Below are 20,249 nucleotides of genomic sequence, written 5' to 3' on the forward strand. Positions count from 1 at the left end.
ACCTCCTTGTCACTCGTCAATATCGGAAAATGACTGCTGCTTATGTCCACCCTCTTGGCGCCAAGAGGGTTTGCGCAAGTAGAAAATCAGTAACGGAATAGACACTGCAATCACAATCCCGCTAAAGACTAAGGCTACATAAGTTTTGGGATCGGCAATTGTCAGCTGCTGAGGGGGGAAAAAGGACACCAGCAGCGCAAATGAAACGGCGGCAATACCAGTGCCAGCGGTAATCCAAACGCCAGTGATTCCACCGGGTATTTTAAAGCTTCTGGGCAGATCTGGCTGGGTGTAACGCAAGCGAATAACCGCAGCAAACATCAGTAAATACATAATGATATACAGACTTATCGCCATTACTGAGATCAACACAAAGGCTGTGGAAACGTTATCCACCAAGACATAAATGGATGAAATCAACAAAACAATCAGGCATTGGGTGTAGAGGATATTTTTTTGTACGCCGCGGGCATTCTCCCTCTGAAACCAGGGTGGCAACATACCGTCCTGCGCGGTGGCCAGTAGCCCCTTACTGGGCCCAGCTAGCCAGGCTAAAGCTCCCCCTAAAGCCCCATAGGCGATTAACCCTGCCAGAATTTGCACTGGCCATCCAATACCCAGTAACTGTGAGAATCCCTGGTTGAACGCGATGAAAAGGCCCGTCTCTATAGAGATTTGCTTATAGGGAAGAATCGCAGAAATAGCCAGCGCGCCGAGGGTAAAGACCAGAAATGACACTAGGGCGGCAATACCGATCACTATTGGGTAACCGCGACGGGCATTGGGCATTTCGGATACATGGCTGGCCTGGGCCTCGATGCCAGCAAAAGAGAGCAGTATCCCCCCGAGAAAAGCAACTGCTCCCAGGCCGGTAATGTGTGGAAACCAGCGCGGGTGCGCCTGCCCTTCCCCCCTTACAGCCACAGCTGGGTCTGTGACCGTTTCCCAGCCCAAAGGATGTCCCAACATCACCCAACCTATTGCCAAGGCAATGAGAATTACACAAGGCATCAGTGTGCCCAGCAAGAACCCATATTTGGTAACTTCTGCCAGAAATTTGGTTCCCGAAAGGGCTACCGCGGTAGCAATTAGGTAGGCAACTATACAAAAGCCGCCAATATAATAGGTGTTACCAGCGAGACTCTGATCACCGAAGGCATAAGCAATGGCTGCCGCGGCAAATCCCAGCTCAGTGGGATACCAGACAACACACTCCGCCCATTGCAACCAAATAGCGATAAAACCCACTTTGGGCGTGAAGGCCTCCCCCACCCAGGTATAAACTCCACCGGTGCGGTCGGAAAAAGCACTGCCCAATTCGGCGGCCACCAAACCCGCCGGAATTAAAAATAACAGAGCGGAAATGCCAATGTAGAAAAACATCGTCATTTCTTCCTGCGCCATCATGGGCAGATTGCGGAGGCTGGTTACGATAGTTGCTGCGGTAAGAAAACCAAGAGCACTTGCAGAGAATATTTTGCGATTGGAAATATCTGGCTGCTGCGATTTGTCGATCTCACCTCTCACAGCCAATACCCCGCTCTATTAAAGGATGCCACCAGGTAAACGCGGCCTGGCACGATAGAGTTTGCCCACTGTTTTTAGGCGCTGACAAGCTTACGGAGCTTAAATATTAAGTAGACAGCGGTCATAAATGGGCTAGAAATACAAAAAATAATTAAGGTAGGGACCAGCCAATTTTTCATGCCTAGCGTAAACATTAAAACAATAGCGAGAACCGCTGAAATCAAACCGAAGCTCAGAAGTTTTATTACACGCCTTGCCTGAATAGGATCAGAATATGCGCGATCAAAACTCGCGAGAAATAGGCCAATCACGCCGAGAAGGCCAAATACGTAACAAATGATAATTAAACTATTTTGCCACGAATTATAGCCACCGATGAGCTGTTTCGAGATTATGAGAACATACATGCCACCCCCAACTAACATTGGGACTACAGGCAGAATTGAAGAGGTAACTCGTAAATCCATTTCAAGTCTCATTGGTACTTAACGCTTTTGAGGGAAAATCCCAGTCCACAAAACAATGATCCAGGTCTTCTCCTAGGCATGTGTAAGCATATATAGGCATGCACCGTCTCGACTTGCGGTAACACATCCCTGTATTACTGGGGCGGCAAAATAGTGGGGACCTCTAGAGGACTCCTCACTAAAGGATACTTATCTAATCACTATCAGCCAGTGTAGATAAATTGGATAATGAGTTTTAAACCTTAGAGTATTGAAAGACCCTTGTAGGCGTGAAGAGTATTAAAAAAATCGCCTATCAACTTGGCACACCGTGTTTGGTATAAATATCGAAGCGCCCCGACTTCCCCTCAAAAGAAAGCGCTGGCTTCTTCTCTGCGAGATACGGCGCCAGCTTGGGACGCTTGACCACGGTGCGGTAGTAGCAGGCCCTGAGAGCGGGCTCTAGTAGATCATCCGCATCCTGATCCTCTCCGACCAGATGATGGAAAGCCACCATTTCCTTTTTTACCTTGGCACTCTTACCCCTGGGAGGAAACATGGGGTCGAGGTAGACAACCGGCCAGGATTCCTCATCCTGCTGAGCCAGCCACTCCGCGGCGGGCACATCCTCATCAGCAAGCGATAAATGCCTGGCAATCTCAGCCAACTCCGGATCGGTAACGGAAGCCGCCCGCAAGCGCCGCAGGCCATCCTGCAATAGCAAGCGCACCACTGGATTGCGTTCGAGCATCCGCACCTCACAGCCAAGGGCTGCCAGAACAAAAGCATCGCGGCCAAGTCCTGCGGTGGCATCCAGTATGCGGGGATGAAAGCCGGGGCGTAAGCCTACGGCTTTGGCGACTGGCTGAGCTTTGCCACCACCGTATTTACGTCGGTGTGCCAGAGTCCCGCCAACAAAATCAACAGAGATCGGCCCTGGTGCCTTGCGTCCGGTAGCGCAGAGCTGTAGCTGTTCGCCACAGGACAAGACCTGGGGAACATCATTGACTTCCGATGGGGCGACTACCCCTAGGCAGAGAAGATTGAGTCGACTGGATAAATCCTGGGCTGCGGGTAGATCTTCTTGTGACACCGCAATAATGGCCAATGCTGGGCTCACCGGCACTCCATGTAACAGTTAAATGGTGCGCGATGCTAACCTGGATTTTCCAGCCATGCCAGAGCTTCGGAGTATTCATCCTGAGGGAAAGGCCGCACTTCTGCACTGATAAAATGGCAGACCAGATGCGGCATAAATTTCAATACCGGATTGTCTGAGACTACGGCAATTCTTTGAATATGTTTCTCGTGATCCTGCACAAATCGAAAGTGTGAGATCATCGCGACAAAATTTTCCCACCCCGCAAAATCTTGAGCGTCGATCAGCAGCCCCTCTATCCTGCCCTGCTCCCGAATAATGGGATCTATTTTTTCTGCCAGCTGATGAAAATCCTCTGCAGTAAATTTTCCTCTAGGCCGAATTTGTAAAACGGTATGTCCCTGTAGCCACTTATGTTCGATCATTTTGCAAAAGTTGCGGGCCACCTGAACCGGTAGCCCGCAGTGCCTCCTTTATATCTAGCAATCCATTACTTAGGGCTCATCTTCGTTAGTCTTCATGCCCTGGTCGATTTCACTATCGCTATCCGGTGTACTGTCATCCAGATTATCTGCACCTTCCACTTCTCTCTGGGCCTCTTTAGCGGCATCTTCTACCACATTATCCGTTGAAGTGTCGGAATCTGCATCGGGCGTATCCGCCGCTTCCCCATCGGCACCAGGAATGGGGGTAGGGCCACTGGCACCGCTATCTCCTGATGATCCCGGCATGGGGCCTGCACCCATAGTGTCAGGGCCCTCTCCGGCGCTGGCATCACCACCGGGAGGTGCGGGGTCGGTTTGCTCAGAATCCTGGGGCATTTGGGCATCAGGATTCCCCATACCGTCCGGGGGCGTGGCGGTACCATTTGGAGAGGTTGAATCACTTCCGCTGCCAGATGGCTTGGAATTGTCATTCATCTGCTCACTATTGGGTGAATTCATCGAATCGTAAGCTTCTTTGGCTTTATGCTCGCCACTGCGAGACATAAAGTATCCGATGATCAACAGCAGGATGATCAGTGGAATCAATAACTTTTTCATATGTCGACCTCTCGACCCCGGGCAGTTTCAAAAATTGCGCTCTTGCATGGCCAGCACCCAGTACTCTGGGAATCTACTTATTGCGCGAAACTGGCTGGCCTTACAGCCTTTTGACGCCGAGCAAAGCATAATCAACTGCTATCGGCCAAAGAAGGTGGCGCCAATAATGATAAGAATAACCCGCCATGAAAGTTCTTCAAGGCTACAAACTTGAACAGAAGAGTCTGGATTGCTGTAACAGGCTGGCAGCTTACAACCAAATGTTCTAGTGAGTGCGGCATTTACTGCATGTGTCAGCCCTGGGAGCTAAATGCTTTTAGCTCCGCCAACAATGCCTCAGCCTCGGATTCAACAACCGCTGAATCGCAGCTGTGCAATTGCAGCCTGCCATAGCTGTCGAGCCTGGCGAAAATCAGATAACTCTCACCTTTCTCAAGTTTCTTATCGCAGTATTCCAAGCCCAGACGAAAAGTAATTTGATCCGCCACTATGCCTTTCCAAACCTGGCCAGGCACCGCGGAATAGACATAACCGGAGATCGCCGTTACACCCGGCTCCGAGAGTGCACTGTCCACATCCCGGTGGATACCAATAACTTCTACCTGTGCCACTACGGCCGCTTCGGTAAAACGGACCTCCAGGTTAGTGCCAGATTCAATCGCTTCACCCTGCCAGGTGAAAGCCTGAATAGCCACTAGCGTCAGGGCAAAACCCCATATGGAACTCCACTTGAACAAGCGATGACTCACGACTCTGCTCCACTTTTCTTTTATTTGTTGATCTAGGGATAGCACAGCCACCCAATAAATCGCCGGTTTTTTTATCTTGAAGGGATTCATCGGTATTCCACTCCTCGAGAAAACCTACGTCCGTATAAAAAACAACCAGACAAACAATAATGTGGTGCCTGTGAAGATCGGTGATTCACAGAGACAGAGGAGAGGGGACGTGAGTTATTACAGGAGAATGGGGAATCTCTGCTGAGGTGACGCAAGGCGCAAAAAGGAAAGAAAGGCTTGTGTCACTGCGTACAAGATCACCATTGAGACCAAGGAGCATCTAGACGCAGTGACATGCAACTGTTTATCAGTTCAGCTGCACAAAAGAATTACAGTGGCAGTAATTCCAGCTCAACCCGACGGTTGGCCTGACGACCAGATTCAGAGTCGTTGCTGGCCAGCGGGTAGCGCTCACCATAACCAACGGCCTGCACGCGGCCGACAGAAACACCATTGTGGCTAAAGAAGCTCGCCACAGAATTGGCCCGCTGCTCACTCAGGGACTGGTTGTACACATCGGAACCCGTACTGTCGGTATGGCCGCTCACACGGATAGCGGTCTTGTCGAATTCCTGTAAAACCACAGTAACCGATTCCAGGGTGTCGTAAAAATCGGTACGGATATCTGAGCGATTGGTTCCGAAGGTGATATTGCCCGGCATGATCAGGCGAATATTGTCACCTTCCCGCTGAACTCGCACACCGCTACCTTCCAGGCGCTGACGCAAAGCCATTTCCTGGCGGTCCATGTAGTAACCAATACCGCCACCAATCGCAGCACCACCTAGGGCACCGGTAAGAGCCCCCTTCTTGCGGTCTTTCTTACTCGCAGTTGCCACGCCAACAATGGCGCCAGCTACTGCGCCCATTCCAGCCCCCTTGGCGGCATTACTGGTTTTACTCTCGCCGGTGTAAGGGTCCAGAGTGGAACAGCCTACCAGTGAGCCCATAGCGAGAATTGCTACCCAATGTTTCATTATTGGTTCTCCTAACGCACTTTTAATAAACGGGTATCGAGACGCACTGAGTTCAGTGCTCCTGCACAGTGCCGGCATTATCCAGCTAAAAGCTGACCGGCGGCTGAATCAACCCAACCAAATTCTATGGAGAATACGACGAAGCCAATTCCAGTTCTATTGACCAGTCCCCATTGCAGGCTTCGAAGCTCTCAGTTGTAGTATCTTCTTGCGATGCTTTTCTACGATATTTCTGTGATATTTCCTGTGCTCCAGAGATCTACAGCAGTTGAATAAAAAGCGATCAAACCAGACTTCTTCCACAGGTTTTGTGGATAACTCTGTGCACTAATAAACAGAGGTACGCGCCAGGCGGCATGCCGTCTCGCCTGCAGCGATTTGCATATTTTTTAAACTCTCTAGTTTTTGCTTTAAAAACAATAAGTTAGAACCAGTCTAAAATTTATGCCCAAACTGTATTGATAAATAATCAGACGCCAAGCTACCCGTTTTTAAGTGTGGAAAAGTTTGTCAATAGCAAAGACGTCACAAGACAGACTTTTTTAGACACTTTAATACTTACGGTCATAGTGAAGTGGCGCCAAAATATTTTCGATAATTTTTGACGATTCTTGTCAGGGCAAACTCTCTAAATTTGCGCCATATTTGTTTTCTAGCGCCATTCAGTGATGGAGCAATGAATAATGAATAGTCACCGAATTCACTGCCTATTTTTCAACACTGATCAACTATTTTTCAACACCGCTCAATAGTGGGGTGGCTTTTCGTCAGCTTGCCTGCCCCCACCCTGCATTTCGAAGGTGAGAGCACTGTACTTATCTCCAAGTTCACGCAGTCTCGCCACCACTGAGCGAATATCCGCATCTTGGCGCGTAATAACATCATTTAATTGGGAGATCGTATCCTCCTGAAAAGCCAAGCGGCTCTCCAGCTCATCGATACGCTCCATCAGTTTTAAAACTTCTTCTGTCATTACAATAATCCGTACAGTGTCTCAACCAGGCCAACCGCACGGCGATCCATAAACAGACTTTGCCCCAGCCGTGTAGTGATGTAACCCACTCCCAGGCCCTGCTCTGGGTCGGCAAAACCGACACTGCCGCCCGCACCTGGATGGCCAAATCCCTGCTTTCCGCCGAATCGCAGATCTGCGGAGTGGCTACTGCGAATAAAGCCGCAACCAAAGCTCACCTCAGCCTGAAGCACTTTATCCCGCCCACAACTCTGTTCTTGCGAGGCTTCATCCACCCATTTTTGTCCAAGGGTTGTTGGGTTTCCCCCTGCCAGATCACCGTAAACCGTCGCCAGATCCCGCGCACTGAAATGACCATTGGCTGCGGGAATCAAGGCATTGCGCCACTCGGGGCTGTTAGTTCCCATCATCAGGCTCACCGGATTACTAAACGCCATAGCAACCGGGCCTTTGCGATCTTCTTTGATCGCCCGGCCAATGGCATTCTCACGCAGCTCCGGCAATGGTTGTTTCAGCGGGCTTACATCGGCGACGCGGCTCGAAAGATGTCCCACTGCACCAAAGCCGCCATCGAGATTGAGGGGTTTGGCTAGCATTTCCCGATAAAGTTCCAATAGTGGTTTTTCTGCAACGCGCTCTATCAGGCCGCCCAAGCTCCAACCGTAAAGAAACGGCGCATATCCCTGCTCACTGCCTGGCTCCCACCACGGGGCTGTATGGGCAACCGCATCGCAGGCCGCCTGCCAATCATAAATAAGACTGTCCTTAACCCGCTCGCGAAAGGCGACCAAGCCACTGCGATGGCAGAGAAGTTGGCGCGCGGTGACAGATTTCTTATGCTGCGCAAATTCTGGCCAGTAATCTGCGACTGGGCGATCCAAATCCAACTTGCCCGCTTCTGCCTGCTGCATAGCGAGCAGTGCTAAAACCCCTTTGCTGGACGAAAACACATTGACCAGCGTTTCTTCCGTAAAGGGTTTCTCCCCTTCCCGGTCGGCACTGCCCGCCCACAAGGAGCAGATCAACTCACCTTGCCGCCGCACCGCAAAGGCGGCACCAGTGTCTCCACACTCGCGAAAATTTTTGCCGAAAGCCTCGAACAGGGCTTCGAAACCGGGGGCGCAAAAGCCGTATATTTCCATGTATCTAGGTCCAGATAATTCGGGTAACTCTATTGCAAGTCCGCAAGGTTAGTTTCTTCCCCTCCCTGGCGCAAATCGTTACTATGGCGCGTCCACAGCGAGGGATAGTTATGACTGAGCAAATCGCCATTCAGGATCAGATTCAGGGCAACCATTGTTTTGGTTGCGGGTCGGACAACGACCAGGGCCTGCGTATTAAAAGCTATTGGGTAGAGCCGGATAAATCCCGTTGTGAATTTACACCCAGCCCCTACCACAATGCCGGACCCGCTCAATATTTGAACGGCGGTATTATCGCTACAGTGATTGATTGTCACACCATTTGTACCGCCATCGCCGATGGCTATCTGCAAGCGGGTCGCAATGTGGGCAGCGGGGATAAAATCTGGTTTGCCACTGGCAAGCTGGACATCAAGTACCTGGCGCCCGCTGCCATCGATAAACCGGTGATTCTGGAAGCCTCTATTGTCGAACGCGGCCCCAAGAAGACCATCTTGCACTGTGACCTCAGTAGCGACGGGCGCCTTTGCGCAAAGGCAGAAGTGGTTGCTGTAAAAGTGCCAGACGAATGGTAGCCCGCCGAACTAGGCCTCACATGACAGCAGGGTGCCCCTTTGGGGCACCCACAACCAGGTCACACCTTTTCCGCTAATGTGGGAAGCTCCAGTCGGTACCCACAAAACTTGCAGTATTCCGCATCTGGATCATGGGTGCTGCGGCCACAGTTGTTACAGCGGTGATGTTTGCGTTCGCGATGCATCTCACCCGCCAGCTCAGCGGTAAGGATGCCCGTTGGTACGGCAATAATTGAATAACCAATCAACATGGTCATGGCTGCTATACCCTGCCCCAATGGCGTTTGAGGAGAAATATCCCCATAGCCAACGGTGGTAATGGTCACAATCGCCCAGTAAACACTAGTGGGGATACTGGTAAATCCGTTTTCCGGCCCCTCCACCACAAACATCAGCGAGCCGAAGATAATACACATCACCAGGACGCTGGAGTAAAACACCAGAATTTTCCGCCGGGCCAGCCCCAAGGCCCGCAATAGCAGGTTGGCATCCTGCAGGTAGCGCACCAACTTTAAAATCCTGAAGATACGCAACACGCGCAGTAAGCGGATCACCAGCAGATAAGTGGCCCCGGTATAGAGAAGAGCCAGGTAACTGGGCAGAATCGCCAGCAGGTCGACAACGCCATAAAAACTGAAAATATATTTGCGCCGATTAACCGAACAGTAAATACGGGCAGCGTATTCCAAGGTAAAAAGACCGGTGAAAAGCCACTCCAATGTGGTCAGTAGCGCCCCGTAACGTTGTGCGATTGGGCCAATCGAAGCCAATAGTACCAGCCCAACACTAATTAAAATTGCCCAGATCAAGAACACATCGAAGTTACGCCCCGCGGGCGTGTCGGTGCCAAAGATCACTTCATTGAGCAGTTTGCGACGTCCAGTCAACGCCATGGATCAACCTCTTCTACCAGCTGCTAGGGATTTGCCTCGAAATTTTACCCGCTGGCGGCTGGCGGGTCGCCCCCTATTCCGCTTCTTCCGTTTCCCTAAAGAACTGACGGCGACCTCTTTGACTTCCATCACGCCTCGGGCACAATCGCGCCCAAGCTATTCAGTGCAAAATTTTTTAGGAGCCCAACGCTATGGCCAAGGAAAATCGTCTCGTCTATTCCACCGACCGCGGTCGAATCAAAGAGGAGCCCGCAGCGGAAAAGCAGCACCAAGGTGATGGGATCGTACGTATCCAAAGAGAGACCAAAGGGCGCAAAGGCAAGGGGGTCACCTGTGTGCGCGGCGTTGACGGCACGGATAGTGAGCTGAAATTACTGCTGGCAGAATTGAAGAAACGCTGCGGCTGTGGCGGCGCCCTGAAAGACGGGGTAATCGAAATCCAGGGCGATAAGCGCGCCGAAATCAAAGCACTGCTGGAATCTAAAAACTACAAAGTTAAGCTCGCCGGCGGCTAGACCGCCTGCAGGAGACGCAAGGGATTCACGTCCAATTGCCTCTCTCTTTCCAAGCAGTGTTGCAGCAGAGCCGCCAGTTGAATCTGGTAGCGCTCCAAAATAATCGAAATCGCGTATTTGCAGCGGGACTCCATAGTATGCACCACCGCCAAGGCTTCCTGGTGTCGCTGGGGTAACTGCTGCAATGGCTCACGCTTGGCCTTGACACAAAGCGCGCTATCCAATCCCTGAGCTTTTAACAACTCAGATGACTCCACCGTGGCGAAGGTGGCATCCAGCTCCCGCGCGGAAAGGGCTAGGTATTTCTGCACCAGTTCCCGCTCGGCCAGGTCCGGGGACAGTCGCCCCGCAAAGATTGCGAGACTGGTGCTGTAACCCGCAAGGCGCTCAATGTGTGTTGCCAGCGCCTCATAAGCCGCCAGCTGGCTCAGCAGACTCCGTGCCTGCTGGCGCTCCCGCGCCGGCATCGCCACAACGGCCAAGCACAAACGCTGGTAAAACACTGAATAGATATGCTGGAGCTGCCTTTCGATTTCCTCCAGCTCAGACCTTTTAATTGCCGCGGCTTCCTGAGCCGCTGCGAGGCTGGCACTATTCAAGGAGTAATCCTGCGGTTCGATACGGACTTTGGCTCGAATCAACGCTGCCCCCAGCTGTATCGACACCATCAGCAGGCGCGCGCTCTCGCGCTGCTCGCGTAACTCACGCAGCTCAATTAATTTACTGCGCAGCCAATCGATACTGCTTTGCAGATCCATCGCCTGCAGCTCCTGTGAGGCTGGCCTACGCAGGGGCAGTAAAGTGAGAGGCGGCAGGCGGTTAAAATAAACATCCATCACCTCTAATGCCTCTTCCGCCTCACGGCTGGAGCTGAGTAATCGGCGATTCTCCACTACCTGACAGTCGGGAGCACTCGCCTCCGCACTGATGTTCCTGGCCAATGTGGGGAAATCGACAAAGAGGTTTTCCAGGGACAACGCCCTCTGCAGGCGCCCATTCAAATTGCGCTGCTGAACACTCTCAATACGTTCCAGATCTGCCGCTTCAAAGACATCCCAGGGATCACTGGCCTGGCTCATCGAAAGCTCGATGGTTTTACCGGTTTCCTCATCGAGATTTTCCAGGGTCCAGGCCACAGCGGCAGGAATATTTTCAAAGCACTGCCCCACTGCTGATGCCTCTCGCGCAATCTCGGCAACCATTAGGTCTGCATGCACCAGGCGATGCCAATTCCCGGCAAACTCGGTGAATGCCTCACTGCCAATCAAATCGGCGGCCCAGAAGTCCGCACGGGATTCTAGATAAAGGGCACTCCTTCGAGTTAAGGCACGGTGCAGGTTTTCGAGTCGCTCGATCAATGGCAACAGGAAATACCCACAAGTAATCAGCATTTGATGGAAGAGTTTCAGCGGCCCCGGCTCACCACGGCTGCACAATACACTTCGCTCATTTTCCAGAGCCCACTGCATCAGCTCCAGGCGGCGCACTCCATCCAAAACCAGCCAGGCCAGCAGACCATTGACTTTTCCCTGGTAAAGGCCAAGGTTGCGCGCCATCAATGCCAGGGTCTCACTGCCACGCAGGGAAGTGACACTGGCCAACCCCAAATTTAGTGGCAGCTCTTGGCGCATCACCTCAGAAAACCTGGGGGCACAGTAGACACGGGCATCCGGGCTTAATATCAAAGCCTGTACCCTTGGTAACTTTGTTGCGTTTGATAGTTGTTCAAGCAAACGCCACAGGTCTTTGCTCTCAGAATGCTTTAAGGGCTTTTCACCAGGCTGAGTACGAGCATCCCTGGGAAAGCAGAAGTAGGGCAAAGCCAACAACAGCATTAAGAAAACAATGACTGTCACTCCCCCCAAACTAAACAGCAGAGTAGCGCCAGTTAATTCCCCCTGCCAAACCGCCTGAGGAATCTGCCATAGCAGTGCGCCGGCACCATAAAGGCACAGTGTTGCCACACAAATAAAAACGGCAGGAGTCACTATCGCGGGAAGCAGCCCAAGGAGAACCCGTACCCCTGAGGTAGTCACGGTTGACTTCTTACTACTGAAGAGAGGCTTTTCTTTTCCTTTCGCCTCTGGCATTTCTGGTTTTGATTTGGCCTTTTGAGGTGTTAGTCGGGTTTCTGGCCGCTCTGTAGCACTTCCGCCTCTCACTTTTGCGGAAGTCACAGTAGGGCTTTCTAAATCCTCCCCACTCTGAAGCGCCTTTTCCTCTTTCAAAGCCTGTTCTTTCAGAGCCTTACCATTGGAAGCAGTTTCCAATGCGGTTTGGGTTGAAGGCTTCGCCTCTACACTGGCCCTACGTCGCTGGGCTACTTTGATTTTTGCGATCAACTGCTGGTTATCGAACTTTCCCGCAGGACAAACCTCGGCACGCAGCCCCATCTTGTGCAGACGAGCCCTGTACTCCAGGGCCTCTGACGATACCAGGCTATCTCTAATCACCCAGCCCTTTAGCAGTAACCTGCGAGCCTGTGCTTCGGGAATCGAGAATAGTTTGGCGATATCCCGAGTCACAACTTCTGGTTTTTTGGCGTGAAGCATCCGTCCTGTGGAAACCACCTGGTATAAATCCTGGCCCGCCATTTCCCTCTCCTGTCACCAAGTGACATTTATTGTCACAATTATTACATCTTGCGCGCAGAGTAAAAGATTCGGGAAAAAACGGGTGCGCACCAGTTCTCAGGAAAGTCTTTACAGAGGAGAAATTGGCAGGAAAGGTGGCAAAGTGCACAGTTTTATTGGCACTTTGCCGGTAATTAGTATTACTTTCGTGTTTAAGACTTATAGTTCTTAAATCTAGTGCTTAAATCTTCGGCGCGAAGATTTGATAGGCCCGATCGGCCAGCTCGGGAATGGTCAATCCATTCTCCCTGGCTTTAAACCAGCTATAGGTGTGACTCAGCGCACCGACCATAAGGCGGCGTACCACTGTGGCATCCCCGCCGGGGCAATGAGCCGAGTTGATCGCATCCAGCCATATTTGCTCGTACTCATCACGCAGTAACAGCACTTCTTTCTGGCTTTTGTCTGACAGACTACGCCACTCCATCACCAAGATGGAAAAACCCGGCACCGCCCGCTCGTGAATGGCCTCAAGCTCAGACTGGATACAGGCGCGCAATTTCTCCTGAGGTGACGCCGCCTGCTCCACCGCACTGCGCATACGGGCGCTGGCGAAAATCGTTACCTCCTTCATTACTTCGCAGAGAATCTGCTCCTTACTGGAGAAATGATGAAAAATACTGCCAGACAGAATGCCCACTTCCGCGGCCAGATCTCGCACGGTGGTACGTGAAAAGCCCTTTTGCTCAAACAGGCGCGCAGCAGCATTGAGCAAACGCCCTCGCGGGGAGGCCGGGTCTGTAAGCTCCCCCGCCTTTACCAGAGTTCCAATTAGTTGCTGTGGTGACATAGCACCTTGTACTTCACCTAACTCCACCTGTGCGCTCTCTTGCACGAAACACTCCCAACTCTTTGCTTTCTTTTTCGCATTCTCTTGCAGACTGCTCGGCAACCTAACAATCACATGATTAAAAAGAAGCCAACCCTTGAATACCAAGCGCTTGCTTGGTAGCGTTAAGCTATTCTGCGTTTTCCCACACGCAGGCGCAAGCGCCGACAAGAACAATAAAAATTGAACAGGCCTGACAGGCCCAAGAAAAGGAAACTTTCATGCGCTATCAAAGCCAGCTGCGCTCCGGCAGCTTTAGCGAGCAAACCCATATCGTCACCGGCGGCGGCAGTGGTATTGGCCGCTGTATCGCCCATGAATTGGCTAGCCTCGGCGCCCATGTCGTATTGATCGGGCGCAAGTTGGACAAGTTGGAACGTGTTGCCGGCGAGATCAATAACGATGGCGGCGAGTGCAGCTTTTTCAGCCTGGATATACGCGACGAAGAGGGCGTCCAGGAAACCGTTGAGCAAATTGCCCAGGCCAGAGGCCAAATTCACGGATTAGTGAACAATGCCGGTGGCCAGTTCCCCTCCCCCCTTGAGCAGATCAACACAAAAGGCTTCGATGCCGTCGTCCGCAGCAACCTGCTCGGTGGCTTTTTAATGTCCCGCGAAGTCTTTGTGCAGTCGATGAAGCAGCACGGCGGCAGTATTGTAAATATCACGGCGGATAATGCGGGCGGTATGCCCATGATGGGCCACTCCGGTGCTGCCCGCGCCGGCATGGAAAATATTACCGAAACCGCTGCATTGGAATGGGCGTCTTTTGGCGTTCGAGTTAACGCTGTAGCACCGGGCTATATTCTCTCCAGCGGTTTTGATACTTACGACCCCAAATTCCTGCGCGAGCTACTGCCGGGCTTCCGCGACAGTATCCCCCTCTACCGGCTGGGAGAGGAAGCCGAAGTCAGTGGCGCCGTGTGTTTCCTGCTGTCCGATGCAGCCAGCTATATCACCGGCCAAACCCTGCGCATCGACGGTGGCTCCAGCCTCAAGCATCACTCCCCGCTTTGGCAACCACAAGCCGCCAGTAACTCCAAACGCTATAACGGATTCCACCGCAAGCGTCGGCCCCAGGTAGTGGAAGAGTTGGAAGCGGAGGGCAAGCTCTAATGCAGCCGATTGACTCCCAGCTCGACAACCGCTCGGCAGAGTTCAATGACAACAAATCTGCCATGTTGGAACAGATCAACCAGTTTCGCGAGGCCGAGCAACGCCCAATACAAGCGGAAAAAAGCAAGGCTGCCCGCTATCGTGATCGGGGCTGGCTACTGCCACGGGAACGCCTTAATTTACTCCTCGATCCCGGTGCCCCTTTTGTCGAACTGTGCTCCCTCGCCGGCTATAAACTGTTTGACGACCAGGATGGCACCGGTGCAGGCGGCGGTGCCATTTGCGGCATCGGCCAAATCAGTGGCCGACGCTGTATGGTGCGGGTAGATAACTATGCCGTAAAAGGTGGCACCATCTCACCAGCCGGTATGGATAAAGCCCTGCGAATGCAGCGGATCGCACTGGAAAACCATCTGCCGGTAGTCGCTCTGGCACAAAGTGGCGGCGCCAACTTGATGTATGCCACCGATACTTTTGCCCCAGGAGGCCGCGGATTTGCCAACCAGGCGCGCATGTCTGCCGCCGGCATTCCGCAAATTACTGTGGTACATGGCGGCGCTACTGCCGGCGGTGCCTATCAGCCGGGCCTGTCAGATTATGTCGTTATGGTGCGCGGGCAAACCGGTATGTACCTGGCTGGGCCGCCGCTGCTGAAAGCAGCCACCGGTGAAATTGCCGATGAAGAGAGCCTCGGCGGAGCAGAAATGCACTGTACCGAATCCGGCAGTGGCGATTACCTGGCAGAGAACGATGCCGATGGGATTCGCATCGCAAGAGAGATTGTTGCCGCCCTCCCCTCACCCATTAAAAGCTCAGTAGATAAAGATTACCAGGACCCTCTGCACCCTATCGACGAGCTGCTCGGCCTGATTCCAGCAGACAGCAAAAAGCCCTACGACGTGCGCGAAATTCTGGCTCGTATCGCCGACGGCTCTGCCATGCTGGATTTCAAGCCAGAATTCGATCGACAAACCGTGTGCGGCCATATTCGTATCGAAGGCTTCCCTGTGGGAATTATTGGGAATAACGGCCCGATCACCCCCAAGGGCGCCAACAAGGCCGCGCAGTTTATTCAGTTGTGCGAACAGAGTGGCACGCCACTGCTGTTTTTGCATAACACCACCGGGTTTATGGTGGGTACCGAGGTGGAGCGCAACGGCATCATCAAGCACGGCGCCAAAATGATTCAGGCCGTGGCCAATGCCAGCGTGCCAAAACTCAGTATTGTCGTGGGCGGCTCCTATGGGGCCGGCAACTACGCCATGTGTGGCCGCGGATTCGATCCCCGCTTTATTTTTGCCTGGCCCAATTCCCGCACCGCAGTGATGGGCGCAGCCCAGGCCGGCAAGGTAATGCGCATCGTCACCGAGCAAAAAATGCAACGCAGCGGCAATGTGGATGAGACGATGTTGGACAAATTGGAAAACGACACCAGCGCCTTTATGCAGGGCAATTCCGATGCTCTCGCCTGCAGTGCGCGCCTCTGGGATGACGGCATTATCGATCCCCGCGATACGCGCAAACTTTTAGGCATGTTGCTAGAAGTTTGCAATGAGGCCGAGCAGAGAAAACTCAACAAAAATACCTTTGGCGTAGCTAGGTTTTAAACCGAAAAACCTGGGCAACAAGGAAGTGCGGTTGCCCATTCACACAATCACCGGGTTCACACTTCAAGGCAGGGAAAATAATAATGATATTTAGCGATCAACACCGGGAACTGCAGCGCACCGTACAAAACTTTGTACAGCAGGAAATTAACCCTAACGTGGCCGAATGGGAAAAGGCCGGCCGCTTTCCCATCCGCGAAATTTTCCAACAACTGGCCGGTCTGGGTCTGCTTGGCATCAGCAAGTCCACAGACTTCGGCGGTCTCGGGCTCGACTTCAGTTATGAAACCGTTTTCCTGGAGGAGCTGGGCGGTGCCCACTGTGGCGGCGTGCCCCTGTCGATTTCGGTGCAGACCTCCATGTGTACCCCTGCCCTGGCCAACTTCGGCAGCCAGGATCTCAAAGAGCAGTTCCTGATTCCCGCCGTGAACGGAGAGATGATCGGCGCAATCGCCGTATCCGAACCGGGCGCCGGTTCCGATGTCGCCTCAATTAAAACCACCGCCAAAAGCGATGGCGACGACTATGTGATCGACGGCAGCAAGATGTGGATCACCAACGCTCCCTGCGCAGACTTTTTCTGTACCCTGGTCAATACCAGTGAGGGCAAATCCCACAGCAACAAATCCTTGATAATTATTCCGGCGAAAACACCAGGGGTTCGCATCGGCGAAAAGCTCGACAAACTGGGCATGCGCTCATCGGAAACTGCCCCTATCTTTTTTGACAATGTGCGAGTGCCCAAACATTTCCGTATCGGCGATGAAGGTGCCGGTTTCCTGTTGCAAATGCTGCAATTCCAGGAGGAGCGCCTCGCCGGCGCCGCGCTGAACTTAAAAGGACTGGAGAACTGCGTAAGTACCACCATCGACTATGTGCGCGAGCGTCAGGCCTTTAAAGCCCCCCTGATCGACAACCAAACCATCCATTTTGCTCTCGCGGAAATGCAGACTGAAGTGGAGTGCCTGCGTTCATTAACTTGGCGTGCAGTGGAAGCCTATGTGGCAGGTGAAGATGTCACTACCCTCGCCTCTATGGCCAAGCTCAAGGCTGGCCGCCTGTCCCGCACAATTCCAGACCAATGCCTGCAGTTCTGGGGCGGTATGGGCTATATCGAGGAAACAGTAATCAACCGCGCTTATCGGGATAGCCGCCTCACCGCTATCGGCGGCGGCGCGGATGAAGTAATGCTCGGTATTATCTGTAAGCTGATGGGCATACTGCCCGGCAAGCGTAAACCCAACGCGTAAGGTCAGGCCATGCAGACAATCATTGAAGAAACCATCGGCATCGCCTGCCATCTCACGCTAAATCGCCCGCAGCAGCGCAACGCCATCAGTTTGCAAATGGTGGATGAGCTTCTGCAAAAGCTCGCAGAAGCGGAAGAAGACCCGCAGGTGCGAGCCCTGGTGCTGCGCGGTACAGAACACAATTTCTGCGCCGGTGGCGATATTGCCGATATGCTCAACGCACAACAGGGCGCGAGTAATGGTAATAGCGATGCGTTCTTCCACCTCAACCGCCGCTTCGGCGAATTGATGGAGCGATTTAATCGCACTCCTTTGGTCGTCATCGCGGTATTGGAAGGTGCCGTAATGGGCGGTGGTTTCGGGCTCGCTTGCAGTACCGATATTACCATCGCCGATCGAAGCTGCCGCTTTGCCCTGCCGGAAACCCGCCTGGGTTTACCGCCTGCACAAATTGCTCCCTTTGTCGTGGCACGGGTTGGCCTTTCCCAGGCCCGACGCCTGGCCCTCAGCGGAGCCAAAGTCAATGCACAGCAGGCCTTGGAAATTGGGTTAATCCACCAGTTACTCGATAATTCCGAAGCCCTCGAAGGCGCGCTGCAGGAACACCTGGACGCGATCAATGCCTGCGCTCCCGGCGCCCTGGCAACGACCAAGCAGATCTTGCTGGATGCTGCACGGGTGAGCGATGAGGCTGCCCTCGGCCAACTGCTCGACGGCGCTGCGCAGCAGTTTTCCCGTGCAATTCAAGGCCATGAAGGGCGCGAAGGCGCCCGTGCATTTCTGGAAAAACGATCACCGGAGTGGCAGCACTGATGTCGACAACAGAGACCCTGTTAATCGCCAATCGAGGCGAGATCGCACTGCGAATTATGCGTACTGCCCGGGCGGAGGGCTATCGCACAGTCGCCGTCTACAGCGATGCGGACTGCGATGCACTTCACGCACAGACTGCCGATATCGCCGTAGCCATTGGCGGGCAGACTTCGGCGGAGTCCTATCTGGATATCCAGAAAATTCTCGACGCGGCTAAAAAATCCGGAGCCACCGCCGTCCACCCCGGCTACGGCTTTCTCGCTGAGAATGCGGAATTTGCCAGCGCTTGCGAAGAGAATGAACTGCGTTTTGTTGGCCCGAGTGCCGAAGTCATAGAACTGATGGGCAACAAACGCAAAGCCAAGGAGTTTGTTGCCGCTGCCGGCGTACCCTGTATTCCCGGCTTCCAGGGTGCCCAGGACGACGATACCCTGATCGCCGAGGCGCGGCGCATTGGCTTCCCGTTAATGATCAAAGCCGCCGCAGGCGGTGGTGGGCGCGGCATGCGCCTGGCTCACGGAGGCAACGAGCTGGCCTCCCAGTTGCGCGCTGCCCGCAGTGAATCCATGAGTGCATTCGGCAGCGACGAATTGATTCTGGAAAAGGCACTGGTCAACGCTCGCCATATCGAAATCCAGGTATTTGCGGATCGTCATGGCAACTGTGTTCACCTGGGGGAGCGGGATTGCTCCGTACAACGACGCCATCAAAAAGTGGTCGAAGAATGCCCCTCCCCTGTGGTCGACACCCAGCTGCGGGAAAGAATGGGGCAAGCCGCAGTCGACGCCGCGCGAGCCTGCGGTTATCTAGGCGCGGGCACCGTAGAGTTTCTACTCTGCCCCAACGGCGAATTCTATTTCCTGGAAATGAACACCCGGTTGCAAGTAGAGCACCCGGTAACAGAAATGGTAACCGGTTTTGACCTGGTAGCTTGGCAACTGGCAGTAGCACGCGGCGAAGCCCTATGCATTTCCCAGCAGCAAGTCTCCCAGCAGGGGCACGCCATTGAAGTCCGCCTGTATGCCGAAGACCCGGAACAACAATTCCTGCCCCAGGCCGGAAAAGTACTCCACTGGGTAGCGCCAAAGGGGCAAGGAATCCGTATCGACCACGCTTTGAAAAATGGTTGCGAAATTACGCCATTTTACGACCCCATGCTCGGCAAATTAATTGCTTGGGGGCAGAATCGAGAAGAAGCTCGGCGCAAGCTAACTCAGGCCCTGACCCGGCTGGAATTTATCGGCCCCAAAAACAATATCCATTTCCTGCAGAAGATCCTGGCCGAATCACAGTTTATCGCTGGCGATGCCGATACCAGCTTTCTCGACCAAAACAGCACGCTGACATCCGCAGAACCAGTTCCAGCAGTAATCGCAGCCCAAGCCACATTACTTAATCACTTGCACCAAGCCAACCCTCAGGATCGGCGTAGCGGCCGCAGTGACTGGCGCAGTGGTGACAACAGCGTGCCGATCAACTACCGACTGGAAATTGCAGGACAAACCCTAAACTGTGAGCTGCTGGCGTTAGTAGATAATTCTTATCAAATCTCAGTAGGCGATCAGCAGTTCCTGATTCAGTGGGTCCATTTTGAGAAATCACAAAAAGAAACTGGAGTTTATAGCGCTGAACTTCTGCTGGATGGCGTTAGCCAAAAGAGACTGTTTCTAGCCAGCCAAAGCAATCTGCACCTCCTGTTAGACGGCAGGCAATTTCATTTTGTCGATATCACCCACGCCCCCGCCAAATCGAGCCTTAACGAAGGCAGTGGCCGCATCACGGCCCCTATGGACGGTTGCCTGGTGCAGGTATTGGTTGAACCCAATCAAAGAGTTCAGCGGGGAGACACTATCGCCTTAATGGAAGCCATGAAAATGGAGCACGCCCTGCGCGCAGACCGCGACGGTACCGTAATTAAACTGGGCGCCTGTGAAGGAGACCAGGTACGCGGTGGCCAGCTGTTAGTTCAGATCGAAGCCGCACCCACGGAAACCGCCAAAATCCCCAGCGACGCTACTTCCTAAAGGAGATCA

19 protein-coding genes are annotated in these 20,249 nt (G+C 53.2%); 7 read left to right on the forward strand and 12 right to left on the reverse strand.

Features of this window, described 5'->3' with window-relative positions; translation table 11 throughout:
• Positions 1 to 9: 9 nt before the first annotated feature.
• The 9 genes from ACJJID_RS08420 to ACJJID_RS08460 all read right to left on the reverse strand — a co-directional run bounded on the left by ACJJID_RS08420 (position 10) and on the right by ACJJID_RS08460 (position 7,986).
• The gene (locus ACJJID_RS08420) at positions 10 to 1,527 is read right to left on the reverse strand and encodes an amino acid permease (protein ID WP_444922620.1); all 1,518 of its coding nucleotides are present in this window, start codon (positions 1,525 to 1,527) and stop codon (positions 10 to 12) included.
• Positions 1,528 to 1,601: 74 nt separating this feature from the next.
• A complete protein-coding gene (locus tag ACJJID_RS08425; RefSeq protein WP_444922321.1) occupies positions 1,602 to 1,994 on the reverse strand; it encodes a hypothetical protein in 393 nt (130 codons plus the stop codon).
• 295 nt (positions 1,995 to 2,289) lie between these two features.
• Positions 2,290 to 3,093, reverse strand: coding sequence for a class I SAM-dependent methyltransferase (locus ACJJID_RS08430; RefSeq protein WP_444922322.1), 804 nt, complete (start codon positions 3,091 to 3,093; stop codon positions 2,290 to 2,292).
• Between the two features lie 35 nt (positions 3,094 to 3,128).
• Positions 3,129 to 3,497: an STAS/SEC14 domain-containing protein gene (locus ACJJID_RS08435; protein ID WP_444922323.1), complete on the reverse strand. Its 369-nt coding sequence runs from the start codon at positions 3,495 to 3,497 to the stop codon at positions 3,129 to 3,131.
• A 69-nt stretch (positions 3,498 to 3,566) separates the two neighbouring features.
• A complete protein-coding gene (locus tag ACJJID_RS08440; protein ID WP_444922324.1) occupies positions 3,567 to 4,115 on the reverse strand; it encodes a hypothetical protein in 549 nt (182 codons plus the stop codon).
• Positions 4,116 to 4,408: 293 nt separating this feature from the next.
• The gene (locus ACJJID_RS08445; protein ID WP_444922325.1) at positions 4,409 to 4,864 is read right to left on the reverse strand and encodes a hypothetical protein; all 456 of its coding nucleotides are present in this window, start codon (positions 4,862 to 4,864) and stop codon (positions 4,409 to 4,411) included.
• A gap of 359 nt (positions 4,865 to 5,223) precedes the next feature.
• Positions 5,224 to 5,871, reverse strand: a complete 648-nt coding sequence (locus ACJJID_RS08450; RefSeq protein ID WP_444922326.1) for an OmpA family protein — start codon at positions 5,869 to 5,871, stop codon at positions 5,224 to 5,226.
• A gap of 745 nt (positions 5,872 to 6,616) precedes the next feature.
• A complete protein-coding gene (locus ACJJID_RS08455; RefSeq protein ID WP_152453769.1) occupies positions 6,617 to 6,844 on the reverse strand; it encodes a SlyX family protein in 228 nt (75 codons plus the stop codon).
• On the reverse strand, positions 6,844 to 7,986 hold the full coding sequence (locus ACJJID_RS08460; RefSeq protein ID WP_444922327.1) for a serine hydrolase domain-containing protein: 1,143 nt from the start codon (positions 7,984 to 7,986) through the stop codon (positions 6,844 to 6,846). Before ACJJID_RS08460 ends, ACJJID_RS08455 begins: the two co-directional genes overlap by 1 nt.
• A 110-nt stretch (positions 7,987 to 8,096) precedes the next feature.
• On the opposite strand from ACJJID_RS08460, the gene ACJJID_RS08465 reads away from it, so the two are divergent.
• Positions 8,097 to 8,561: a PaaI family thioesterase gene (locus ACJJID_RS08465; protein ID WP_444922328.1), complete on the forward strand. Its 465-nt coding sequence runs from the start codon at positions 8,097 to 8,099 to the stop codon at positions 8,559 to 8,561.
• 59 nt (positions 8,562 to 8,620) lie between these two features.
• Here the strand turns inward: ACJJID_RS08465 and ACJJID_RS08470 are convergent, their stop codons facing one another.
• Positions 8,621 to 9,454, reverse strand: coding sequence for an ion transporter (locus ACJJID_RS08470; RefSeq protein ID WP_444922329.1), 834 nt, complete (start codon positions 9,452 to 9,454; stop codon positions 8,621 to 8,623).
• A 191-nt stretch (positions 9,455 to 9,645) separates the two neighbouring features.
• On the opposite strand from ACJJID_RS08470, the gene yciH reads away from it, so the two are divergent.
• The gene (yciH, locus tag ACJJID_RS08475; protein WP_226648754.1) at positions 9,646 to 9,969 is read left to right on the forward strand and encodes a stress response translation initiation inhibitor YciH; all 324 of its coding nucleotides are present in this window, start codon (positions 9,646 to 9,648) and stop codon (positions 9,967 to 9,969) included.
• Here the strand turns inward: yciH and ACJJID_RS08480 are convergent.
• On the reverse strand, positions 9,966 to 12,563 hold the full coding sequence (locus ACJJID_RS08480; protein WP_444922330.1) for a hypothetical protein: 2,598 nt from the start codon (positions 12,561 to 12,563) through the stop codon (positions 9,966 to 9,968). The two genes, yciH and ACJJID_RS08480, sit on opposite strands and share 4 nt — an antisense overlap.
• Before the next feature lie 220 nt (positions 12,564 to 12,783).
• The gene (locus tag ACJJID_RS08485) at positions 12,784 to 13,437 is read right to left on the reverse strand and encodes a TetR/AcrR family transcriptional regulator (RefSeq protein ID WP_444922331.1); all 654 of its coding nucleotides are present in this window, start codon (positions 13,435 to 13,437) and stop codon (positions 12,784 to 12,786) included.
• Positions 13,438 to 13,652: 215 nt separating this feature from the next.
• On the opposite strand from ACJJID_RS08485, the gene ACJJID_RS08490 reads away from it, so the two are divergent.
• The 5 genes from ACJJID_RS08490 (at position 13,653) to ACJJID_RS08510 (ending at position 20,240) form a co-directional block, all read left to right on the forward strand.
• Positions 13,653 to 14,546 (forward strand): SDR family oxidoreductase, encoded by an 894-nt coding sequence (locus ACJJID_RS08490; RefSeq protein WP_444922332.1) that lies wholly within the window; start codon positions 13,653 to 13,655, stop codon positions 14,544 to 14,546.
• Positions 14,546 to 16,153, forward strand: a complete 1,608-nt coding sequence (locus tag ACJJID_RS08495; RefSeq protein WP_444922333.1) for an acyl-CoA carboxylase subunit beta — start codon at positions 14,546 to 14,548, stop codon at positions 16,151 to 16,153. Before ACJJID_RS08490 ends, ACJJID_RS08495 begins: the two co-directional genes overlap by 1 nt.
• 83 nt (positions 16,154 to 16,236) lie before the next feature.
• Positions 16,237 to 17,403, forward strand: a complete 1,167-nt coding sequence (locus tag ACJJID_RS08500; RefSeq protein ID WP_444922334.1) for an acyl-CoA dehydrogenase family protein — start codon at positions 16,237 to 16,239, stop codon at positions 17,401 to 17,403.
• A gap of 9 nt (positions 17,404 to 17,412) precedes the next feature.
• On the forward strand, positions 17,413 to 18,216 hold the full coding sequence (locus ACJJID_RS08505; RefSeq protein ID WP_444922335.1) for an enoyl-CoA hydratase/isomerase family protein: 804 nt from the start codon (positions 17,413 to 17,415) through the stop codon (positions 18,214 to 18,216).
• Entirely contained in the window at positions 18,216 to 20,240 is a 2,025-nt protein-coding gene (locus tag ACJJID_RS08510) for an acetyl/propionyl/methylcrotonyl-CoA carboxylase subunit alpha (protein WP_444922336.1), read from the forward strand. The genes ACJJID_RS08505 and ACJJID_RS08510 overlap by 1 nt, the downstream gene beginning before the upstream one ends.
• The last annotated feature ends 9 nt before the right edge of the window (positions 20,241 to 20,249 follow it).

The organism is Microbulbifer sp. CnH-101-G, from assembly GCF_052466775.1.